Genomic DNA, 16,201 nt, shown 5'->3' with positions numbered 1-16,201 from the left:
GGCTCGGTCAAATTAGGCTTACCTTAAGCACACTAAGGCATTCCAGGCGTAGGTTCAATGAACCGCGGGTGTTCCAATGGTCTCACTCCCGTGTATTCCTCCGCGCGACGTGAGAACTCCACCAGGCCCTTCACATGGTCGTCACTCAGGTTGAACTGGAGGTGTTCGAAGTACTCGGCCAGTGCCTCCGGAGCGAACGGCTCCCAGCGAGCCGCTGAGGCCACGACGGTTTCCATCTCCGATTCGCAAATCGCGATCGATTCCCGGAACGCCTTGTGCAGTCCTGCGACGGTGTCCGGGTTGTCCTGCGCGTAGTCGTCGCGAGCCGCCCAGACGGCGAAGACCATGGCCTGGCCGGTCCACTCCTTCCACGCGGCGGCCAGGTCGGTGACGTGCAGCGTGCCGGGAGAATGGTGAACCCGCAGGGCCTCGTCTCCGATCAACACGGCACCGTCGACGTCGTCCATGGCCTCGTGGAGTACCGGAGACGCATGCCGATAGCGAGGTCGGCGGTCGTACCGCTGTTCCAACAACAGACGAGCCAGGGCCACCCCGGTTCGGGAGGTGGCGGCCAAGGCGATGTCCGGCTGAGAGGGAAGTTCGGCGAGGGGGCGCTTGGTCACGAGATTGACCGAGAGAACCGCACCGTCGGCGGCAACGGCGATGTCGGGGATGAGCCGCAGACGATCGCGGTGACGCAGATACTCGACCACGCTGATGGGTCCGACGTCGAGTTCGCCCGAGACGAGCTTTTCGTTCAGCCGATCAGGGGTGTCTTTGTGCAGTTCCACGTCCACCAGGGCTCCCGTTCGGGCCAGACCCCAATAGATGGGTAGACAGTTGAGGAATTCAATATGGCCCACTCGGGGGCGTTTCATCTGCTCCACGTGTCGACCGTAGCGCTCAGAGAGAGCCCCCTGGTGCGCTAATCGCGTTCGTCGTCGCCAAGGTCACGTGAGCGCGAGGTGTCGTCGGTGGCGGAGGCGGTGTCGTCGCCCTGTTCGCCGGTCACCAAGGCGACGAGCTTGTCCAGTGTTTTCTCATCGTCGCCGGTGATGACGACCTCGTCTCCCTGGCGTACGTCGAGAACGAGAACCTGCAGGATGGATTTCGCTTCGACCGGCTCCCCCGAACCCTTGGCAAGGTAGATCGGAGCCGAGGATTCGGCGGCCGTATCGACGAAATTCGTGGCCGGTCGAGCCTGGATTCCCACCTCGGTCGTCACTGTGACGCGCCGTTCGGGCATGTGAAGTCAACTCCTCAGCCTCAAAGCGGTACCCGATGACGAGCGGCGGAATACGCCCCCGTAGTCGGCTACCCGGTTTTGTATCCAGCTTGGAGCGGTTCCAGCGATTATGGGGGATTTTGCGCAAATTTCCCACCGGCGTTATCGACGGGCGAGGTGCGAATTAATCGCGGTTCGGCGGAGACCTGAGCCCGGTGGTCCACCCACAGACGGTCGCCTCGGGACCATGACTACGGAGAGCTCGCGGCGTTGACGGTGACCTTCAAGTGTTTCATAATCGGCTGGTCGCTTTGCCTACTGTAATCGTCGAGCGCACAGAGCACGTTCATCTCCGGCATGTACCCGGCGGCGCATCCGGGCGGAATGTCGTAGGGGACGGCGAGAAAGTCCCGCAGGACGCGATGCGAACCGTCCTTGGCCGTACTCGTGATATCGACGGGATCGAACTTGCTCAAACCGCGCTCGCGCATGTCCGCCTCGTTCATGAAAACCAGGGTGCGCAGGTTCGTGATGCCGCGATACCGGTCGTTATCGGAGTAGATCGTGGTATTCCACTGGTCGTGGGAACGCATGGTTCCCAGCGAGAGCATTCCGGCGTCGGGTACGACGTTCGGCAGTGTGGCCGTAGAGAACTCGGCTTTGCCCGAAGGAGTGAGAAACACCAGTTCACGAGCCGGTTGTTTAATTCGGAATCCGAGTGGGCGTCGTACGCGGCGGTTAAAGTCCTCGAATCCGTCGATCACCCGCGACATGGTGTCGCGGATACGGTCGTAGTCGTCGACGTACCACGACCACGGTGTGGAGCTGTTCGGCAAAGCGGCACGGCTCAGACCGGCGATGATGGCCGGCTCGGAACGTAGATGTGGCGAACCGGGGTCCTTCATTCCCACCGACCGGTGAACCATGCTCATCGAATCTTCGACCGTCGTAGCTTGAACCCCCGCGTTCTGAACGTCTTTTTCCGTTCGCCCCAGGCATGGCAGGATCAGGGCTCGTTTGCCGTGCACCAGGTGACTGCGATTGAGTTTGGTGCTCACCTGAACGGTGAGCTCGCATTGTCGTAGCGCTTCATACGTATAAGGCGTGTCGGGAGCCGCGAGCGCGAAGTTCCCGCCCATGCCGACGAATACGCTGACATCGCCGTTGTGCATCGCTTTGATCGTGTCGACGGTGTCCATTCCCCATTCTCGGGGAGGGTCGATTCCGCAGACGTCGGCGAGGCGATCGAGAAACGCCTGGTCTGGACGATGGTCGATACCGCAGGTTCGGTTGCCCTGCACATTGCTGTGTCCACGTACGGGACAGGGACCGGTTCCCTCTCGCCCGAGATTGCCGCGTAGGAGGAGTACGTTCATGATCTCGCGAATGGTGTCCACGCCGTGATCGTGCTGCGTCACGCCCAGACACCAGCTGATGATGCTGCGGTCGGCGTTGCGATAGACGGTGGCGGCGGAGACGATGTCGTCGTGCGACAGACCGGACTGCTCTTCGATGTCGTGCCACGGAGTCGATTCGCACAGTTTTCGGTACCGGTGGAAGCCGGTGGTATAGCGTTCGATGAATTCCCGGTCGACGGCCTTCGGGTCGTCGGTGGACCATTCGAGGAGGGTCTTGGCGATGCCCCGCATCAGCGCCATGTCCCCACCGGTGCGCGGTTGTAGGTTGAGACTGCTGGTCGGTGTGGAGTGGAAGGTCCCCATCGCGAGGAATTCGTGGGGGATGATCGCTTTCCTCGCCGCCGATTCGATAAGGGGGTTGACGTGTACGATCTCGGCTCCGCGCTTATTGGCCTCGACCAGCGACGTCAGCATGCGTGGCGCGTTGGAGGCCACGTTGACGCCGAGGATGAACAGGGCGTCGGCCTCCTCCCAATCCTTGAGGTCGACGGTTCCTTTCCCGGTTCCTATCGAGGCCTGTAGAGCCCGACCACTGGCTTCGTGGCACATGTTGGAGCAATCGGGCAGATTGTTGGTGCCCAGTTCGCGTGCCATCAGCTGGTAGAGGAACGTGGCCTCGTTTCCCAGGCGTCCGGAAGTGTAGAACGCCGCCTGATCGGGGGAGTCGAGACTCTGGACGACATCGCCGAACAGCTGGAAGGCATCGTCCCAGGTGATGGGGACGTAATGGTCTGTATCAGGGTTATACACCAGCGGTTCGGTGAGACGACCCTGGTTTTCCAGGTCGAAGTCGCTCCATCGCGCCAATTCCGATACGGAATGCTTGGCGAAGAACGCGCGATCGACGCGTTTTTTGGTCAATTCCCAACTGACGTGTTTGATGCCGTTTTCACAGATGTCGAGGTGGATGCCTTTAAGGCTGTCGGGCCACGCGCATCCGGGGCAGTCGAAGCCACCGTTTTCGTGGTTCATCTTAAAGATCGCGCGGGGACCGTCGACGATGTCGCCTTGTTTTGCGATAAAGCGGGTCACTGCTTTGGCCGCTCCCCACCCGGCGGCGGGATGGGTGTACGGCTTCGATTCCGGCTTGCCCTGCGGCGTGGGGCCGACCCGGTGGGGTCTCTTGTCAGTGAAGTCTTGGCCCGCATCCAGGTGCTCGTCGTGGTTGTCGCTCATGCTGCCTATTCCCTCATACTTCGGTGGTTTTGGCACGGTTATTGCCGAGGCCGGGTGGCGCTGGAGGCGCAGAGGCCGGGTGGAACGTCCGTCGCTGCCCACGTCGACGGGTCAGCCGATGCCCTGCCGGTCGGGGGTCAGCGCATAGGCGGAGTCCGCTGTCGTGGGCATGGCGGTGTTGACGTCTGCCCGCAGCAGGGCGAGTTGGTGGTGCAGGGCTTCCCGTCGATCGGTGGGGCACATCCGTATCAGGTCGTTGAGGGCCGCGGTGAGGCGTCGGGTGACCTGTGGTGATGATGCTCCGTAGGTGCGGATTTCCGTAAAGGCGAGTTCGACGAGGGCCGTCCATCTGTGATGGTTGACCAAGAGGCGTACCGCGCCGTCGCCGTCGCAGAAGGCGACCTCGTCTATCGGAGTGACGGCGAGATGACCGATGATCTCCTGAACACGATCGATGACTTGAACGGCGGATGTGGGGTCGTTGACGGCCGGAGACAGTGCTTTAGCGGCGATGTCGACCAGTTGACGTAGTCCGAAACCAAGGTCTTGGTAGTCGGATCGATCGGTGCCGGTGGTGAGGCATTTTCCGAGCCGGTGGGCGGAGAACGTCCCACCGTAGACTCGGGCGACGGGGGTGCCGCTGGTCAGAAAGTCCCCGACTCGGGGAATCAATTCGATGACGACGTCGCGGCGCCGAGCGTAGCGGACGAGGCGGCCGACGTTCATATCCTGCAGCGCGCCCGACTTTCCCGTATGAATCAGCTCGATGGGACTGTCGTCGAATTCAGGGCGAGGTCGATCGACCGCTTCCTCACGGTCACGGCGCAGGAATCGCATGGTTGTCAACGATTCGTGTGCCACGACGTCGATGATGACCGACAGGCGGAGGAGCCGGATGGTGGAGTTGACGTACACAATGAACAGAACCAGGCTGGTAAAGACCAGAACGACGGTAAGTCCCGAAGCGACCACGGGAACGGTGGTGTTGGGGGAGTCCTTGTCGTAGTTCGTGAACTGGAGGGTCGCGATCATGGAGTATACGAACGTGCCGAGGAAGATCGACAAGGCGGCCTTGGTGACTCGTGAACGGATGTACAGGAGCAGTACACGTTGCGAGAAGGAGTTCGCCGCCATCTGAAGTGCGACCAGGGAGATCGAAAAGACGACGCCGACGAATGTGAGCATGGCGGACGATACGGAGTTCACCATGGTTTCGGCAGGTCCCGCCAAGGCGATAAAGAACGATTCGACCCCGCGCCCGTGCAGTGAGCCGCTGAGAGCGTCATCGATCCACCACGCCGCGCCTGCCAGGGCGGCCGCCGCGACGATGGAGACGAGCGGTACCGCAATGAAGGAATTGCGCACATGCTCGCGGGTCAACGACAGCGCGTGGTGCCGCTTGGCAGAGATAACCTTCATCGCCTCATTATGAAAGTGGAGTGAAACGGGGGAGGCTCTTCCCAATAAACGTGCAATAAATTCATAAAATCAATTTTCGCGCGTCGGCAACAATTGTCACCGTATGGCAAATGTGTGCTGCTAAAAGCATGAACGTTGCACACGTCGAATCATGTGGAGGCGCGAGACGACGTCCCGTCAATTTTATAGGGCGGGGCAGGCCATGATTTAAAAATCGCGCGGCGACTCGACGACGGACGACCTTCCCGGATGGAATCTCTGCAAATGGAGGTGTCGTGTCAAACGAATGACGGGACGAATCAGCATCTGGGTGGATCCGAGGATGAACAGCCATACCGCCGGTTCCGCCAACGAAGGAGAGAGGAACATGATACTCCCGATGACGAACCAGAGTCCGATCATAATATCGTTGGCAATGCTCAGCGCCTCGTACCGCTGCCGGATCACCAACTCATCATGTCCGATCTTAAAAGTCAACGATTTTTCATCGGAGCTGTTCATCACCTGATGCTAACAAAAATTCAGGCGAACGGCGGATAATCGGATTTCTCCTCGGTGAGGAAGCCCGTCGCGATGAAGCAATAAAACAGTGTTCGACGATATTCTCAGAACAGACGAATCGAGTTTGCACGCTCGTTGAACAGTTTCACGAATCCGGGAAACAATTCAGAGTATGGATTTCATACTCGGACAACCGCTGATTATCGGCGGTGGAGCGGCGGCTTTTCCGGTCGTCGACCGATTCTCGTTCCGACTATGGGCCGACGACCGTACGTTCTCCCAGGATTCGCCGACGTGCTAATCGCGGTTTGGCGTGGCGGATTTCTGGGACGGCAGCGGAATCTCCAACTGCAGTGCTGGTGGTGGCGGAACGTCCGCCTCCTGCGTCGCCTCGGATTCCGGCCCCGCTTCGTCGGGTGAGTCGGCGTCGTCGGCCGTGGTTACCTCATCGGTCTCCACCTGGGCCTGCTCTGCAGCGGCCGATTCGGGAACGGCAGGGACCTCCTGCGCCGAATCACTTTCATTGGGCGGCTCGGTCGCGTCGACGTCTGCTTCGGTCGGAGACGCGGTGTCGTCGTCTGTCGGGTCGGGTTCGGACGCTTCCGACTCGACAGGTGCGTCCGAAGAGGTTTCCGCGGCCTCGTCGTGGGTGGACGACCGTTCCTCTACGGTCGACTCGTCGGTCGTCGTCGCAACCGAGTGCGCTTCGGATTCGGCGGATTCGTTCTCCGCCTCCCCAGCCGTCGGTGACGACTCGTCTTCGGCCACCGCTGCGGTCGTCTCCGGAGCCGTTTCGGCGTCGCCTGCGGTAGCGGCGCTTCCTTCGTGGGCCTCATCGCTGACCGACTCCGCCGGTTGATCGTCGGATTCCGGTGTCGTCTCGGATGCGGGTGCCTCGTCGGCAGCGGTGGTGGCGGATTCGTCCGTCGCCTCGGTCAACGTCGCGGACGTATTGTCCCGCTGCTCTGCTGAGGAGAGTTCCAGCGACTCCCCTTCGACATCGCTGCCAAGGCTGGCAATGAGATCGGCGGACTCGTCATCCAGGTTGTCGGTTGGAATTCCGTCGTCCTCGCCGTCGTCCCACATGGGGTCTTCTTTAGCCACTTCCACCGGCGCGGACTCCGCTTGCACCTGGACCGCCTCCTGGTCGGCCTGGCCGGACGTGGCGTGTTCGGCGGGAGAGTCGGTTTGCGGCGTATCCGCAGGTGAATCCGTCGTCGGCGCGGAGGCCTCGGGTTCGGTCGACGCCGTCGCGGCTTCGGGAGTTTGTGCTGCGGTGTCCCGATCGTTGTCGTCGGCCTCCTCGTGGGGTTCCACGGCGGCGGCATCGTCGGATTTCTCGCCATCGGGTGCGGGGCCCGGTTCGCTCACCGATTCGCCCGGTTCGGAAGAGGACACCGTGTCGTTCGAGTCCGTCGTGTCGGCCGGGGTGGCGAACATCGAGGTCGTCGACGGCGGAGTGACCTCTTTAGGCGCGGGAGGCTCGTAACCGGCCGCCGACTGATCGACCGACTCCTCCGACGGCGTCACATGCGGCCGGAAGAGGTCCGAACCGGACAACGGGGCGGCAGATGGAATCTGGAACCCCGACGACGGTGGAGGCGTAGGACCGGTAGGTGTTTGCGGTGGCGCACTCGGTGCGGGTGGCGGGGCGGTCGGCTGTGGCGGTACCGCATGGGGAGGAACGGCGTTCTGCTGTGCCGGGGGTACCGATCCGGGATGCTGTGGCTCGGAACCGCTCGGTGCGGGGTTCTGCGGCATCGGTCCGGACGGAGCCGGTGCCTGCGGAACGGATGAAGTCGGCGCGTTGGGTGCCTGCTGCGCGCCGACATTGTTTGGAACGCTCGCCTGCGCCGGCGGCGGAGCCGACTGCTGTGGCGGCACCGAATACTGCGGTGCGGAGTACTGAGGTGCCGAGTATTGCGGCGCGGCCTGCTGCGGGGGAACAGGAGGTTGCTCCTGCGGTGCCCGAGGAGGGAATCCCTGCGGTGCCGCGTTTCCCGGCGGAGTGGGTTGGGGAGTCTGCTGCGGGGGCGGCTGCGACTGCCCGTACACCGGAGGCGAATACCCTGGTGCCGGAGGAGGAGCCGATTGTCCGTATGCCGGCGGCATGGATTGCTGCGGGGGCGGAGGCGCGGTCTGTCCGTACGGTTGCGGACTCGCCTGTCCCTGAGGTTGGGAAGGCGGTGGTGCCGACGGTTGCTGCGGTGGCGGAACCGCGGCATATCCCTGCGCCGGTGGCGTTTGATGTGGAGCAGGCGGCGGTGGAACCGACGCACTGGCCTGCGGAGGTGCCGAATGCGGCTGCGGCGCGTACATGGAGTATCCCTGTGGTCCGGCAGCCGTGTTCTGTCCCGGCGTACCGAACTGAGCCTGTTCACCGGAGGGAGGCTGACCCCCGTATTGAGCCGGGTTTCCAGACGGCGGCGGTGGGACGGAGCCGTACCCCGATTGGCCGTAGGCGGGCGGCGGCATAGCGGACGGAGGAGGCGGGGCGGCGGGAAAACCTCCCAAGGGAGGCGGAGTCGGTACGCCGCATTGCGGACAGCGCTGATCATGGGGTCCGCGTTGCCGCCCGCAGGAACTACACGTGTTGTCGTCCACCAAAACTCCTCGTACTCGCGCTTGCTCTGTCCCGGTGATCGCTGAGGCCCGACCCGATGACGAAACCACACCTACCGACGGCCGTGAGGGCGGCTGTCGGGAACATCGAGCCCGTGCCACAACACTCTAGGCCGTCCCACCGCTCGACACAACTTCAGCACAGCCGACATGGATCGGCGTTACACTCTCATGCGCAGCCGACGCTTCAGAAAAACCTTCTGTTTCAGGCTAGTTCCAGATTGCCATGCCGACATCGTCCGGCCTCCGTCGACCCCGAGGCGAAAGCGCGCCCTATCGGGCCGAGTCCTTGTCGCCGTCTTCACGGCCGGACGTTCGCGACTGCTGGGAACCGGTTCCCTCGCTCGGCGACGGACTCTGCGACGGTGACGGCGAGTCGTCCTCGTCCTCAGTAGGAGACGGTGACGGCGAAGGCTGCCGGCTCGGGCTGGGTTCCTCGGTGGGTCCGGGCTCGTCCGTCGGACTCGGTTCCTCGGTCGGGCTGGGAGACTCCGTGGGACTCGGTTCGTCCGTCGGAGTGGGCTCTTCCGTGGGGCTCGGTTCCCCGGTCGGACTTGGCTCCTCAGTGGGACTGGGCTCGTCCGTAGGGCTGGGATCATCGGTCGGAGTCGGCTCCGGTGTCGGTCCGTCGTCGGCCGGAGGCTCGTTCTTAGCCGGGACCACGCGGGTGGCACCCATGAAGTCGCCGAACCACACCGAACTGATCTTCACCACGTCTCCGGGTCGGGGCGCCTGCACCATCTTGCCGTCCCCGATGTAAATGGCGGTGTGATAGACCGACTTCCAGTCCGAGGTATTCGTCGCCCAATACAACAGGTCACCCGGCAAAAGCTGCTCGACCGACACGGAATTGTGGCGAGTGGCGAAGTACTGGTCGTTGGCGACGCGTGGAAGCGAGAATCCCACCGAGTTATAGGCCCCCTGGACCAGTGACGAACAGTCGAATTCGGCGGTACCGCTGGCACCCCAACGATACGGCTTGCCCAATTGCGTCAACGCCCACTCCACGGCCGCGACGGCCTCCTCGGCGGCGTAGCTGCCATCGATATCAGTGGAAATCCCCGAACGATTGCGCTCGGCGCTCTCTTCGCGCTCGCGCTCAATCCGCTCCAGTTCCTCTTCGTTCTTCTCGATGTACTCGTCGAGTTCGTCCTGCGCCTCTTGATACGCCTCTTCGGCGTCCTCCCAACGCGTCTGGGAACGATCCACCGACAACTCCGCGGCATCCAGAACCGCTTCGGCGAAACGCAGATCGGTTTGCGCCTCATCGAGATCAAGGAGAGCCTGCTCCCATTCCGAGGAACCACGTGGAAGGTCGCGAAGGTCGGTTTCCCAAGGAGTGCCGTCAGACTGCGACTCGATATAGGCGTCGTCGGCGACCTCCGTGAGCGCCTCCTTGGCGTCCGCCACGGCCTCCTCGGCGGACTCCTGATTCTCCAAGGCGTTGTCCCGCTTTTCCTCGCGCCCGTCGAGTTCGGTCCGCGTAGCGGTGCGCTCGCCGCCCAGTTGGGCGACTTCGGTGGTGAGGTCGGCGATTTCCTCGGCGAAGGGGCCCTCGGCCTCGGGCCGTTCCACCGGTTCGTCCGTACCGCCTCCGTTGACGGGACGTTCCCCATTATCGGGCACGTCGGAGCCCGGCTCCGCCGCGGCGGGGGCCGCACCCAGAGTCAGCACGACCGCAGCGCCGGACGCTGTGATCCAACGCGATACTTCGCGAGTCAAACGCATGTTGTGGGGTTCCTTTATCCGGGAGGTCGTCGGTCGGTGGCGGGCCGATGTCGGTCCACGACCATTATGGTCAACACGTGCTCATGAATCCCATCGCCTCATCCGGCGGCACAACCGTCAGATGAATGGGATTCATGCGACGATTCTTGTCACAGGCTACCGTACCGATGATGCAAAATCCATCCCGGAAAGGCATCGAACGTTGAAGATATGAATTTTGAAATTCTTGTGGGGCAGTGAGAATCATGACCATATGTGAGCGATCGGTGCCGATCGTGGGGATATATGGCGTCACAGGCGTCCGCACCGGGCCGGGATATCCACATTTCAGCGTTAGGCTGGGGAGTATCCGCGTCGCAGGCTGGAGGAGAAAGAGGGCATATGGACGACACGCAACGCTTTAAGCACTCCATCGAGGAGAAGGTCGCGGCAGGTGAACGCCTGACCTACGAGGACGGTGTGCAGCTGTACGAAGTCGACGACCTGGCCTGGTTGGGGCGTCTGGCCCACGGGGTGCGCACGGAGAAGAACGGCGATGTCGCCATGTTCAACGTCAACCGCCACCTCAACCTGACCAATGTGTGCGCGGCGGCCTGCTCGTACTGCTCCTTTCAGCGGAAACCCGGCGAGGCCGACGCCTACACCATGCGCATTGAGCAGGCGGTCGCTCTGGCCGAGCAGATGAAGGGCGACGCTCCCACCGAACTGCACATCGTCAACGGGCTGCACCCCACCCTGCCGTGGCGCTACTACCCGCGTGTTCTCAAGGAACTCAAGGAAACCCTCCCCGAGGTCAATCTCAAGGCCTTCACCGCCACCGAGATCCAGTGGTTCCAAAAGATCTCCGGACTCAGCTTGGACGAGGTACTCGACGAGCTGATCGACGCCGGGCTGGAGTCCTTGACCGGTGGTGGAGCCGAGATCTTCGACTGGGAGGTCCGGCAGCACATCGTCGATCACGACTGCCACTGGGAAGAGTGGTCCGAAATCCACCGCAAGGCCCATCAGAAGGGACTGCGGACTCCGGCCACCATGCTGTACGGCCACATCGAAGAGCGCCGCCACCGCGTGGACCACGTCATGCGTCTGCGGGAACTACAGGACGAAACCGGCGGGTTCGCGGTGTTCATTCCCCTGCGTTACCAACACGACTTCCACGACTCGCAGGACGGCAAGGTGCGCAATAAGATCCAGTCGCGTACCACCATGGCCTCGTCGACCGAGTCGCTCAAGACCTTCGCGGTCTCCCGTCTCATGCTGGACAACTTCGACCACGTGAAGTGTTTCTGGGTGATGCACGGCCTCGACGTGGCGTCGTTGTCGCTCAGCTATGGGGCCGACGACCTGGACGGTTCTGTGGTGGAGTACAAGATCACCCACGACGCCGACAATTACGGCACCCCCGACAAGATGACCCGCGAGGACCTGCTGGAGCTGATCCGCGACGCGGGCTTCAAGCCGGTCGAGCGCAACACCAAGTACGAGGTGATGCGCGAATACGAAGGGCCGCAAAGTCTGGCCGAACGCCGGGCGGTCCCCGGCTCCGTCATGTTTTAAGGATTGATGTCGCCTCTATGAGCACCGAATCGGATCGATCGCCCCAGTCCACGCCGCTCGACACCCTGCCCAAACTCGTGGGGACGGTATTGGCGATGCTGGTTCTGGGGTTTGTGATCCTGGCGGGCATCGACGTCCTCTTCAGCCTCATCGGGGGCCGTGGAATCGGATACGTCTCCGGCTGGGCCACGGCCTTCATGTGCCTGTTCACCTTCACCGAAGAGTTCAAACGGCATCGGGAGGCCCCGGCTCGAGTCGGGATTGCGGGGTTGAGCCTGGTCATCGGGGTAGCGGGCGGTATCGCCACCTATGTGGTGTTGCCCGACGGTTGGTTGCCGCTCTACTCCGGCGCGGTGGCCTCGGCGATCGGAGCGATCGTGTACGCGGTGGTATGGCACTTCGGGATCGACGCGTTTGGTTCACGCGATCAAGGCTAAGTATCATCGAAGGTAACGCCGCTACCGGGAAACACCTCCGGACGGACCGTGTGACGCCAGTGGCCAAGCAGCGTAACGACGATGCTGGTGGAAAGACGAGTTTATGAATCCGACCCTTACCTACATCGGGGCCCGCCTCGGGCTGTTCGCCCTGTTCGCGATCCCCCTGCTCTTCATCATTGAGGACGTCTTCCTCGCGCTGGTGATCGCGGTCGTCGCGTCGATGGGACTGTCGTTGTTCGCCTTGCGGCGTCTGCGAGAGAACATGATCACCTCCATCGACACGACCGTCAAGGAGCGTAAAGAGCAGAAGGCGAAGCTTCGCAAGGAGCTCGAAGGCGACGATTAGGGCGGGTGTGAACGTCCGCCCTGCTCGCCCCGCTTTGTGACGGCTTAAAGAACGTCGAAGACCTGTTTCTGGACGTCGTTGGAATACACCTCGTGCTCGACGAGCTTGAGCTTGGTGGAGTCTTTGTCCGTCTCGCTGAAGAGGCGCTTTCCCGCGCCGAGCAACAGTGGGAACACCAGAAGGTGATACCGGTCCACCAGGCCCGCGTCCGCCAAGCTCTTCCCCAGTTCGGCGCTGCCGTGAACAATGATGGGATCGCCGTCGGACTCCTTCAGCCTGGCCACGTCGTCCAGGTTGTCGAAGATGGTGGCGGGCCAAGCGGGGTCGTCCTTCTTCAGGGTTGTGGACACGACATACCGCGGCATGGCGTTGTACCGGGCGAACTCGTCCATCGAAGGCCAACTAGGAAGAAATTCCTCATACGACCTGCGGCCTAGCAACATGGCGCCGGCTTCTTCCTGTTCCCGACCCTTGATCTCGTACACGTCCTCGACAAAGGGCACGTCTTTAAAGGTCCAGTCGGCATTGCGATAGTCACCGCCGCCACCAGGTGCTTCCATGACACCGTCAAGCGAAACGAACGCGGAAATGATCAGAGTACGCATTGGTATTACCTTCCACAGCTACTGTGCCGTTTTCTTATTCGGATACGGTTGTTGTACCTGTATCGACGAGGGAGTAAGTGCGAAATCATCGCATTCGACGGGAAAACTTGGATCGATCTCGATGGTGACCATGGTTATATCAAAGGACGAGGGCGATTGCGCACAACCATGATTAGATATCGAGAGGTGTAGCTGTATCTCCTGTGGCGCCTCATAGCGCACGTCCGGAGGTCGGAACCGTTTCGGCTGTGGTGCACAGGCGTACTGTCTTGCGGCGTTCCCGGCTCCGACGCTTGCCACGTACCAGCGGGCGCCTATCAGGGCACCCGCTTTTCTACGTGCTGCGGCGGATTGCTTGCCGACGCCGTCTCGCTCGGCCCTAGCGGAGGTGTCGGGCCACGTCCAGGGCACCGTAGGTGGCGATCATGGAGGCCCCGGCCCGCTTGAGTGACAGGACGGCCTCGGACATGGCGGCCTGTCCGTCGATCCAACCGCGCTCCGCGGCCGCCTTGATCTGGGCGTACTCCCCGCTGACCTGGTAACCGGCGACCGGTACGGTCACGCGCCGGGCGGCAGCGGCGACGATGTCGAGGTAGGGCATTCCCGGTTTGACCATGACGATGTCGGCTCCCTGCTCGACGTCGGCGTCGATCTCCCGTAGCGCCTCGGTCGCGTTCGAGGGATCTTCCTGGTAGGTGCGGCGGTCGCCCTGCAACTGCGAGTCCACAGCTTCGCGGAAGGGGCCGTAGAACGCCGAGGCGAACTTGGCGGCGTAAGCGAGAATCCCGGTGTCACTGTGGCCGTCGGCGTCGAGGACACTCCGCACGTGGCCCACTTGGCCGTCCATCATTCCCGACGCACCCAGCAGGTCGGCTCCGGAGGCGGCCAGTACCCGCGCCATCTCGCCGTAGAGCTCCAGGGTGGCGTCGTTGGCGACGTTTCCCCGGTCGTCCAGTACCCCGCAGTGCCCGTGGTCGGTGAACTCGTCCAGGCAGAGATCGGGGATGACCACCAGGTCGTCGCCGACCTTGTCTTTGATCGCCGTGGTGGTACGGGCGAGAATGCCGTTGGGGTCGACGGCGGCGCTTCCGGTGGCGTCGCGTTCGGTGGGGATGGCGAACGGCATGATGCCGCCGAGCTCGGCGTCGAGGCAGGCGGCGGCCACGTCGGTCACCGACTCCAAGGTCTCTTGATACACGCCGGGGAGGGAGGAGAGGGCGCGTCGTTCGTTGAGGTTCTCATTGACGAACACCGGCAGGATCAGGTCGTTCGGGTGAACGCGGGTTTCGGCCACGAGATTGCGGAGGCCACGGGAACGACGCATCCGTCGTGGGCGCTGACTGGGAAATTGGCTCATGGTGAGCTCCTCGTGAAATTCTGTGTTCCAGATGCGAAGAGGGGCGATGGCCGAGAGTGGCGGTGTCCGAATGCCATCGCACCCGGACACTTTCCAAACTACTCGTCCATCGCCCCGTGACGTCACGATCGACGCCTGTCGTCGCCGTGACTTCGTTAACCGATTAGCGGAAACGCAGCGCCGTCGGCCCTTGGATCTTCTGCCCGCGTCGGGTCTTGATCGGGCCTTCGGCCAGGCGTTTCTTGAGTTCGTCGGCGTAATCGGCCAGCGATTCGATCAACTCGGTGATGTTGGGGTTCTCCGGTTTCGTGTCCACGCGCAGACCGAACTCGTTGGCCGTCTCCACCGTGGCGGGCCCGATGCAGGAGATGACGGTCCGCTGGTGCGGTTTACCGGCGATACCCACCAGGTTGCGCACCGTGGACGACGAGGTGAACAGCACCGCGTCGAAGCCGCCGCTCTTGATGGCGTCACGGATCTCGGCCGGCGGAGGCGAGGCGCGCACCGTCCGGTAGGCGGTGACGTCGTCGACTTCCCAGCCGCGTTCGGTCAATCCGGCCACCAGGGTCTCGGTGGCGATGTCGGCCCGTGGCAGCAGGACGCGGCCCACGAGGTCGAGCACCGAATCGTGCGGCGGGAAGACCTCCAGCAGGCCCTGTGAGGACTGCTGGCCGCTCGGGAGCAGCTCGGGTTCGATACCGAAGTTGCGGACCGCCTGGGCGGTAGCCTCTCCGATGGCGGCGATCTTAATACCGCCGAACGCACGCGCGTCCAGTCCGTGTTCCTGGAACTTCTCCCAGATGGCCTTGACGGCGTTCTGCGAGGTGAACACGATCCAGGCGTAGCGCCCGTCCACCAGACCCTTGATGGCCCGTTCCATCTGCGCCGGGGTCCGGGGCGGTTCGACCGCGATGGTCGGAACCTCGCAGGGAATCGCACCGTAGGAGCGCAGCTTTTCGGCCATGACCCCGGCCTGCTCCTTGGTGCGGGGGATGAGGACTTTCCAGCCGTACAGCGGGCGCGATTCCCACCAGCCGAGCTCTCCGCGCATCGGAACGCCGGGGCCGATGGTCAACACGACCTGACCGGCGTAGCCCAGCGCCGCTTCCACGAAGGTGTCGACCGCGGAAGTGGTGGTGTACTGCGTCTCTCCGGTCGCGTCACCGGTGACGGCCACCGGGGTGTCGCCCATGACGCCGCCGGCGAGCAGAATGTCGCGAAGGCTGGAGAGGTCGGAAACGTCGGCCGTCACCGTCAACGAGCCGCGCTTGACAGCGTCGGCGAGCGCCATCGGCTCCAGCGAGGCGATGTCGTCGATGTCGATGACGGTGCGGGTGGATTCGGGCGGCATTCCGGCGTAGACCGATACCGCTTGGGCGTGGCTCATGCCGGGGATGACCTCGAAGCGTGCTTCGGTCTCGGAGGCGGCTTTGATCTCGGCTTTGGCGTGGCGGTTGGGGTAGACGTCGCCGACGAAGAGTCGGCAGATGTTTTCCCCGTTCGCGGCGGCGTCGGCCATGATGCGTGCCTGGTCGGAGGGGGAGTTTTCAATCAGCTTGATCTTTTCTTCGCCTCCCGCGTGTTGGGCGGCGAATTCGTGGAGAGCCGACGGTAGGGACCGGTCATAGTAGACGTGATCGGACTCGGCAATCGCATCCAGGGCACGTTTCGTCAATAGACCCGGGTCTCCCGGTCCGGTTCCGATAAATCGAACTCGACCTACCAGCTTACGGCTCATCTAGTATCTCCATCAGTACAAGTAGCTATACAACAATTACCTTCTGGCGGCGTGGACGCTCACTTGAGA

14 protein-coding genes are annotated in these 16,201 nt (G+C 62.7%); 4 read left to right on the top strand and 10 right to left on the bottom strand.

Translation table 11 applies throughout. The features are described 5' to 3' along the window. Nucleotides 1–32: 32 nt before the first annotated feature. The 5 genes from HALAL_RS0103995 to HALAL_RS0103975 all read right to left on the bottom strand — a co-directional run bounded on the left by HALAL_RS0103995 (nucleotide 33) and on the right by HALAL_RS0103975 (nucleotide 5,739). Nucleotides 33–878: a menaquinone biosynthetic enzyme MqnA/MqnD family protein gene (locus HALAL_RS0103995; protein ID WP_035534350.1), complete on the bottom strand. Its 846-nt coding sequence runs from the start codon at nucleotides 876–878 to the stop codon at nucleotides 33–35. A 47-nt stretch (nucleotides 879–925) separates the two neighbouring features. Next, nucleotides 926–1,246 (bottom strand): HPr family phosphocarrier protein, encoded by a 321-nt coding sequence (locus HALAL_RS0103990; RefSeq protein ID WP_025272759.1) that lies wholly within the window; start codon nucleotides 1,244–1,246, stop codon nucleotides 926–928. 230 nt (nucleotides 1,247–1,476) lie between these two features. After that, nucleotides 1,477–3,819 carry an FdhF/YdeP family oxidoreductase gene (locus HALAL_RS0103985; protein ID WP_025272758.1) on the bottom strand — a complete coding sequence of 781 codons (2,343 nt, stop codon included), beginning with the start codon at nucleotides 3,817–3,819 and terminating at the stop codon, nucleotides 1,477–1,479. Nucleotides 3,820–3,930: 111 nt separating this feature from the next. After that, entirely contained in the window at nucleotides 3,931–5,238 is a 1,308-nt protein-coding gene (locus tag HALAL_RS0103980; RefSeq protein ID WP_025272757.1) for a DUF2254 domain-containing protein, read from the bottom strand. Nucleotides 5,239–5,445: 207 nt separating this feature from the next. Continuing rightward, nucleotides 5,446–5,739: a YrhK family protein gene (locus tag HALAL_RS0103975; protein ID WP_025272756.1), complete on the bottom strand. Its 294-nt coding sequence runs from the start codon at nucleotides 5,737–5,739 to the stop codon at nucleotides 5,446–5,448. A gap of 172 nt (nucleotides 5,740–5,911) precedes the next feature. Between HALAL_RS0103975 and HALAL_RS19165 the strand changes: the two genes are divergently transcribed. Continuing rightward, nucleotides 5,912–6,040: a hypothetical protein gene (locus HALAL_RS19165; RefSeq protein WP_281171597.1), complete on the top strand. Its 129-nt coding sequence runs from the start codon at nucleotides 5,912–5,914 to the stop codon at nucleotides 6,038–6,040. Here HALAL_RS19165 and HALAL_RS18445 read toward each other — a convergent pair. Together HALAL_RS18445 and HALAL_RS0103955 are read right to left on the bottom strand one after the other, a co-directional pair. After that, the gene (locus HALAL_RS18445) at nucleotides 6,037–8,343 is read right to left on the bottom strand and encodes a hypothetical protein (protein ID WP_156937589.1); all 2,307 of its coding nucleotides are present in this window, start codon (nucleotides 8,341–8,343) and stop codon (nucleotides 6,037–6,039) included. The two genes, HALAL_RS19165 and HALAL_RS18445, sit on opposite strands and share 4 nt — an antisense overlap. A gap of 291 nt (nucleotides 8,344–8,634) precedes the next feature. Continuing rightward, complete coding sequence (locus HALAL_RS0103955) at nucleotides 8,635–10,089, bottom strand: C40 family peptidase (protein ID WP_025272753.1); 1,455 nt, start codon at nucleotides 10,087–10,089, stop codon at nucleotides 8,635–8,637. A gap of 381 nt (nucleotides 10,090–10,470) precedes the next feature. Between HALAL_RS0103955 and mqnE the strand changes: the two genes are divergently transcribed. From mqnE to HALAL_RS0103940, 3 genes are all read left to right on the top strand, one after another. Next, a complete protein-coding gene (gene mqnE / locus HALAL_RS0103950; protein ID WP_025272752.1) occupies nucleotides 10,471–11,646 on the top strand; it encodes an aminofutalosine synthase MqnE in 1,176 nt (391 codons plus the stop codon). 17 nt (nucleotides 11,647–11,663) lie between these two features. Next, the gene (locus tag HALAL_RS0103945; RefSeq protein WP_025272751.1) at nucleotides 11,664–12,083 is read left to right on the top strand and encodes a hypothetical protein; all 420 of its coding nucleotides are present in this window, start codon (nucleotides 11,664–11,666) and stop codon (nucleotides 12,081–12,083) included. 103 nt (nucleotides 12,084–12,186) lie between these two features. Continuing rightward, nucleotides 12,187–12,432, top strand: coding sequence for a DUF4229 domain-containing protein (locus HALAL_RS0103940; protein WP_025272750.1), 246 nt, complete (start codon nucleotides 12,187–12,189; stop codon nucleotides 12,430–12,432). Between the two features lie 44 nt (nucleotides 12,433–12,476). On the opposite strand, the gene HALAL_RS0103935 is transcribed toward HALAL_RS0103940, so the two are convergent. The 3 genes from HALAL_RS0103935 to HALAL_RS0103920 all read right to left on the bottom strand — a co-directional run bounded on the left by HALAL_RS0103935 (nucleotide 12,477) and on the right by HALAL_RS0103920 (nucleotide 16,132). After that, on the bottom strand, nucleotides 12,477–13,037 hold the full coding sequence (locus HALAL_RS0103935) for a dihydrofolate reductase family protein (protein WP_025272749.1): 561 nt from the start codon (nucleotides 13,035–13,037) through the stop codon (nucleotides 12,477–12,479). A gap of 379 nt (nucleotides 13,038–13,416) precedes the next feature. Further along, nucleotides 13,417–14,394 (bottom strand): porphobilinogen synthase, encoded by a 978-nt coding sequence (gene hemB, locus HALAL_RS0103925; protein WP_025272748.1) that lies wholly within the window; start codon nucleotides 14,392–14,394, stop codon nucleotides 13,417–13,419. A 163-nt stretch (nucleotides 14,395–14,557) separates the two neighbouring features. Beyond that, the gene (locus HALAL_RS0103920) at nucleotides 14,558–16,132 is read right to left on the bottom strand and encodes a uroporphyrinogen-III synthase (protein ID WP_025272747.1); all 1,575 of its coding nucleotides are present in this window, start codon (nucleotides 16,130–16,132) and stop codon (nucleotides 14,558–14,560) included. Nucleotides 16,133–16,201 lie beyond the last annotated feature (69 nt).

This window comes from Haloglycomyces albus DSM 45210 (assembly GCF_000527155.1).
GTDB classification, from domain to species: domain Bacteria; phylum Actinomycetota; class Actinomycetes; order Mycobacteriales; family Micromonosporaceae; genus Haloglycomyces; species Haloglycomyces albus.
This window is presented reverse-complemented; position numbering and strand designations above follow the sequence as displayed.

Coding starts and splice junctions, on each gene's coding strand:
- HALAL_RS0103995 (WP_035534350.1), bottom strand. CDS start 878: ATGAAACGCCCCCGAGTGGGCCATATTGAATTCCTCAACTGTCTACCC.
- HALAL_RS0103990 (WP_025272759.1), bottom strand. CDS start 1,246: ATGCCCGAACGGCGCGTCACAGTGACGACCGAGGTGGGAATCCAGGCT.
- HALAL_RS0103985 (WP_025272758.1), bottom strand. CDS start 3,819: ATGAGCGACAACCACGACGAGCACCTGGATGCGGGCCAAGACTTCACT.
- HALAL_RS0103980 (WP_025272757.1), bottom strand. CDS start 5,238: ATGAAGGTTATCTCTGCCAAGCGGCACCACGCGCTGTCGTTGACCCGC.
- HALAL_RS0103975 (WP_025272756.1), bottom strand. CDS start 5,739: ATGAACAGCTCCGATGAAAAATCGTTGACTTTTAAGATCGGACATGAT.
- HALAL_RS19165 (WP_281171597.1), top strand. CDS start 5,912: ATGGATTTCATACTCGGACAACCGCTGATTATCGGCGGTGGAGCGGCG.
- HALAL_RS0103955 (WP_025272753.1), bottom strand. CDS start 10,089: ATGCGTTTGACTCGCGAAGTATCGCGTTGGATCACAGCGTCCGGCGCT.
- mqnE (WP_025272752.1), top strand. CDS start 10,471: ATGGACGACACGCAACGCTTTAAGCACTCCATCGAGGAGAAGGTCGCG.
- HALAL_RS0103945 (WP_025272751.1), top strand. CDS start 11,664: ATGAGCACCGAATCGGATCGATCGCCCCAGTCCACGCCGCTCGACACC.
- HALAL_RS0103940 (WP_025272750.1), top strand. CDS start 12,187: ATGAATCCGACCCTTACCTACATCGGGGCCCGCCTCGGGCTGTTCGCC.
- HALAL_RS0103935 (WP_025272749.1), bottom strand. CDS start 13,037: ATGCGTACTCTGATCATTTCCGCGTTCGTTTCGCTTGACGGTGTCATG.
- hemB (WP_025272748.1), bottom strand. CDS start 14,394: ATGAGCCAATTTCCCAGTCAGCGCCCACGACGGATGCGTCGTTCCCGT.
- HALAL_RS0103920 (WP_025272747.1), bottom strand. CDS start 16,132: ATGAGCCGTAAGCTGGTAGGTCGAGTTCGATTTATCGGAACCGGACCG.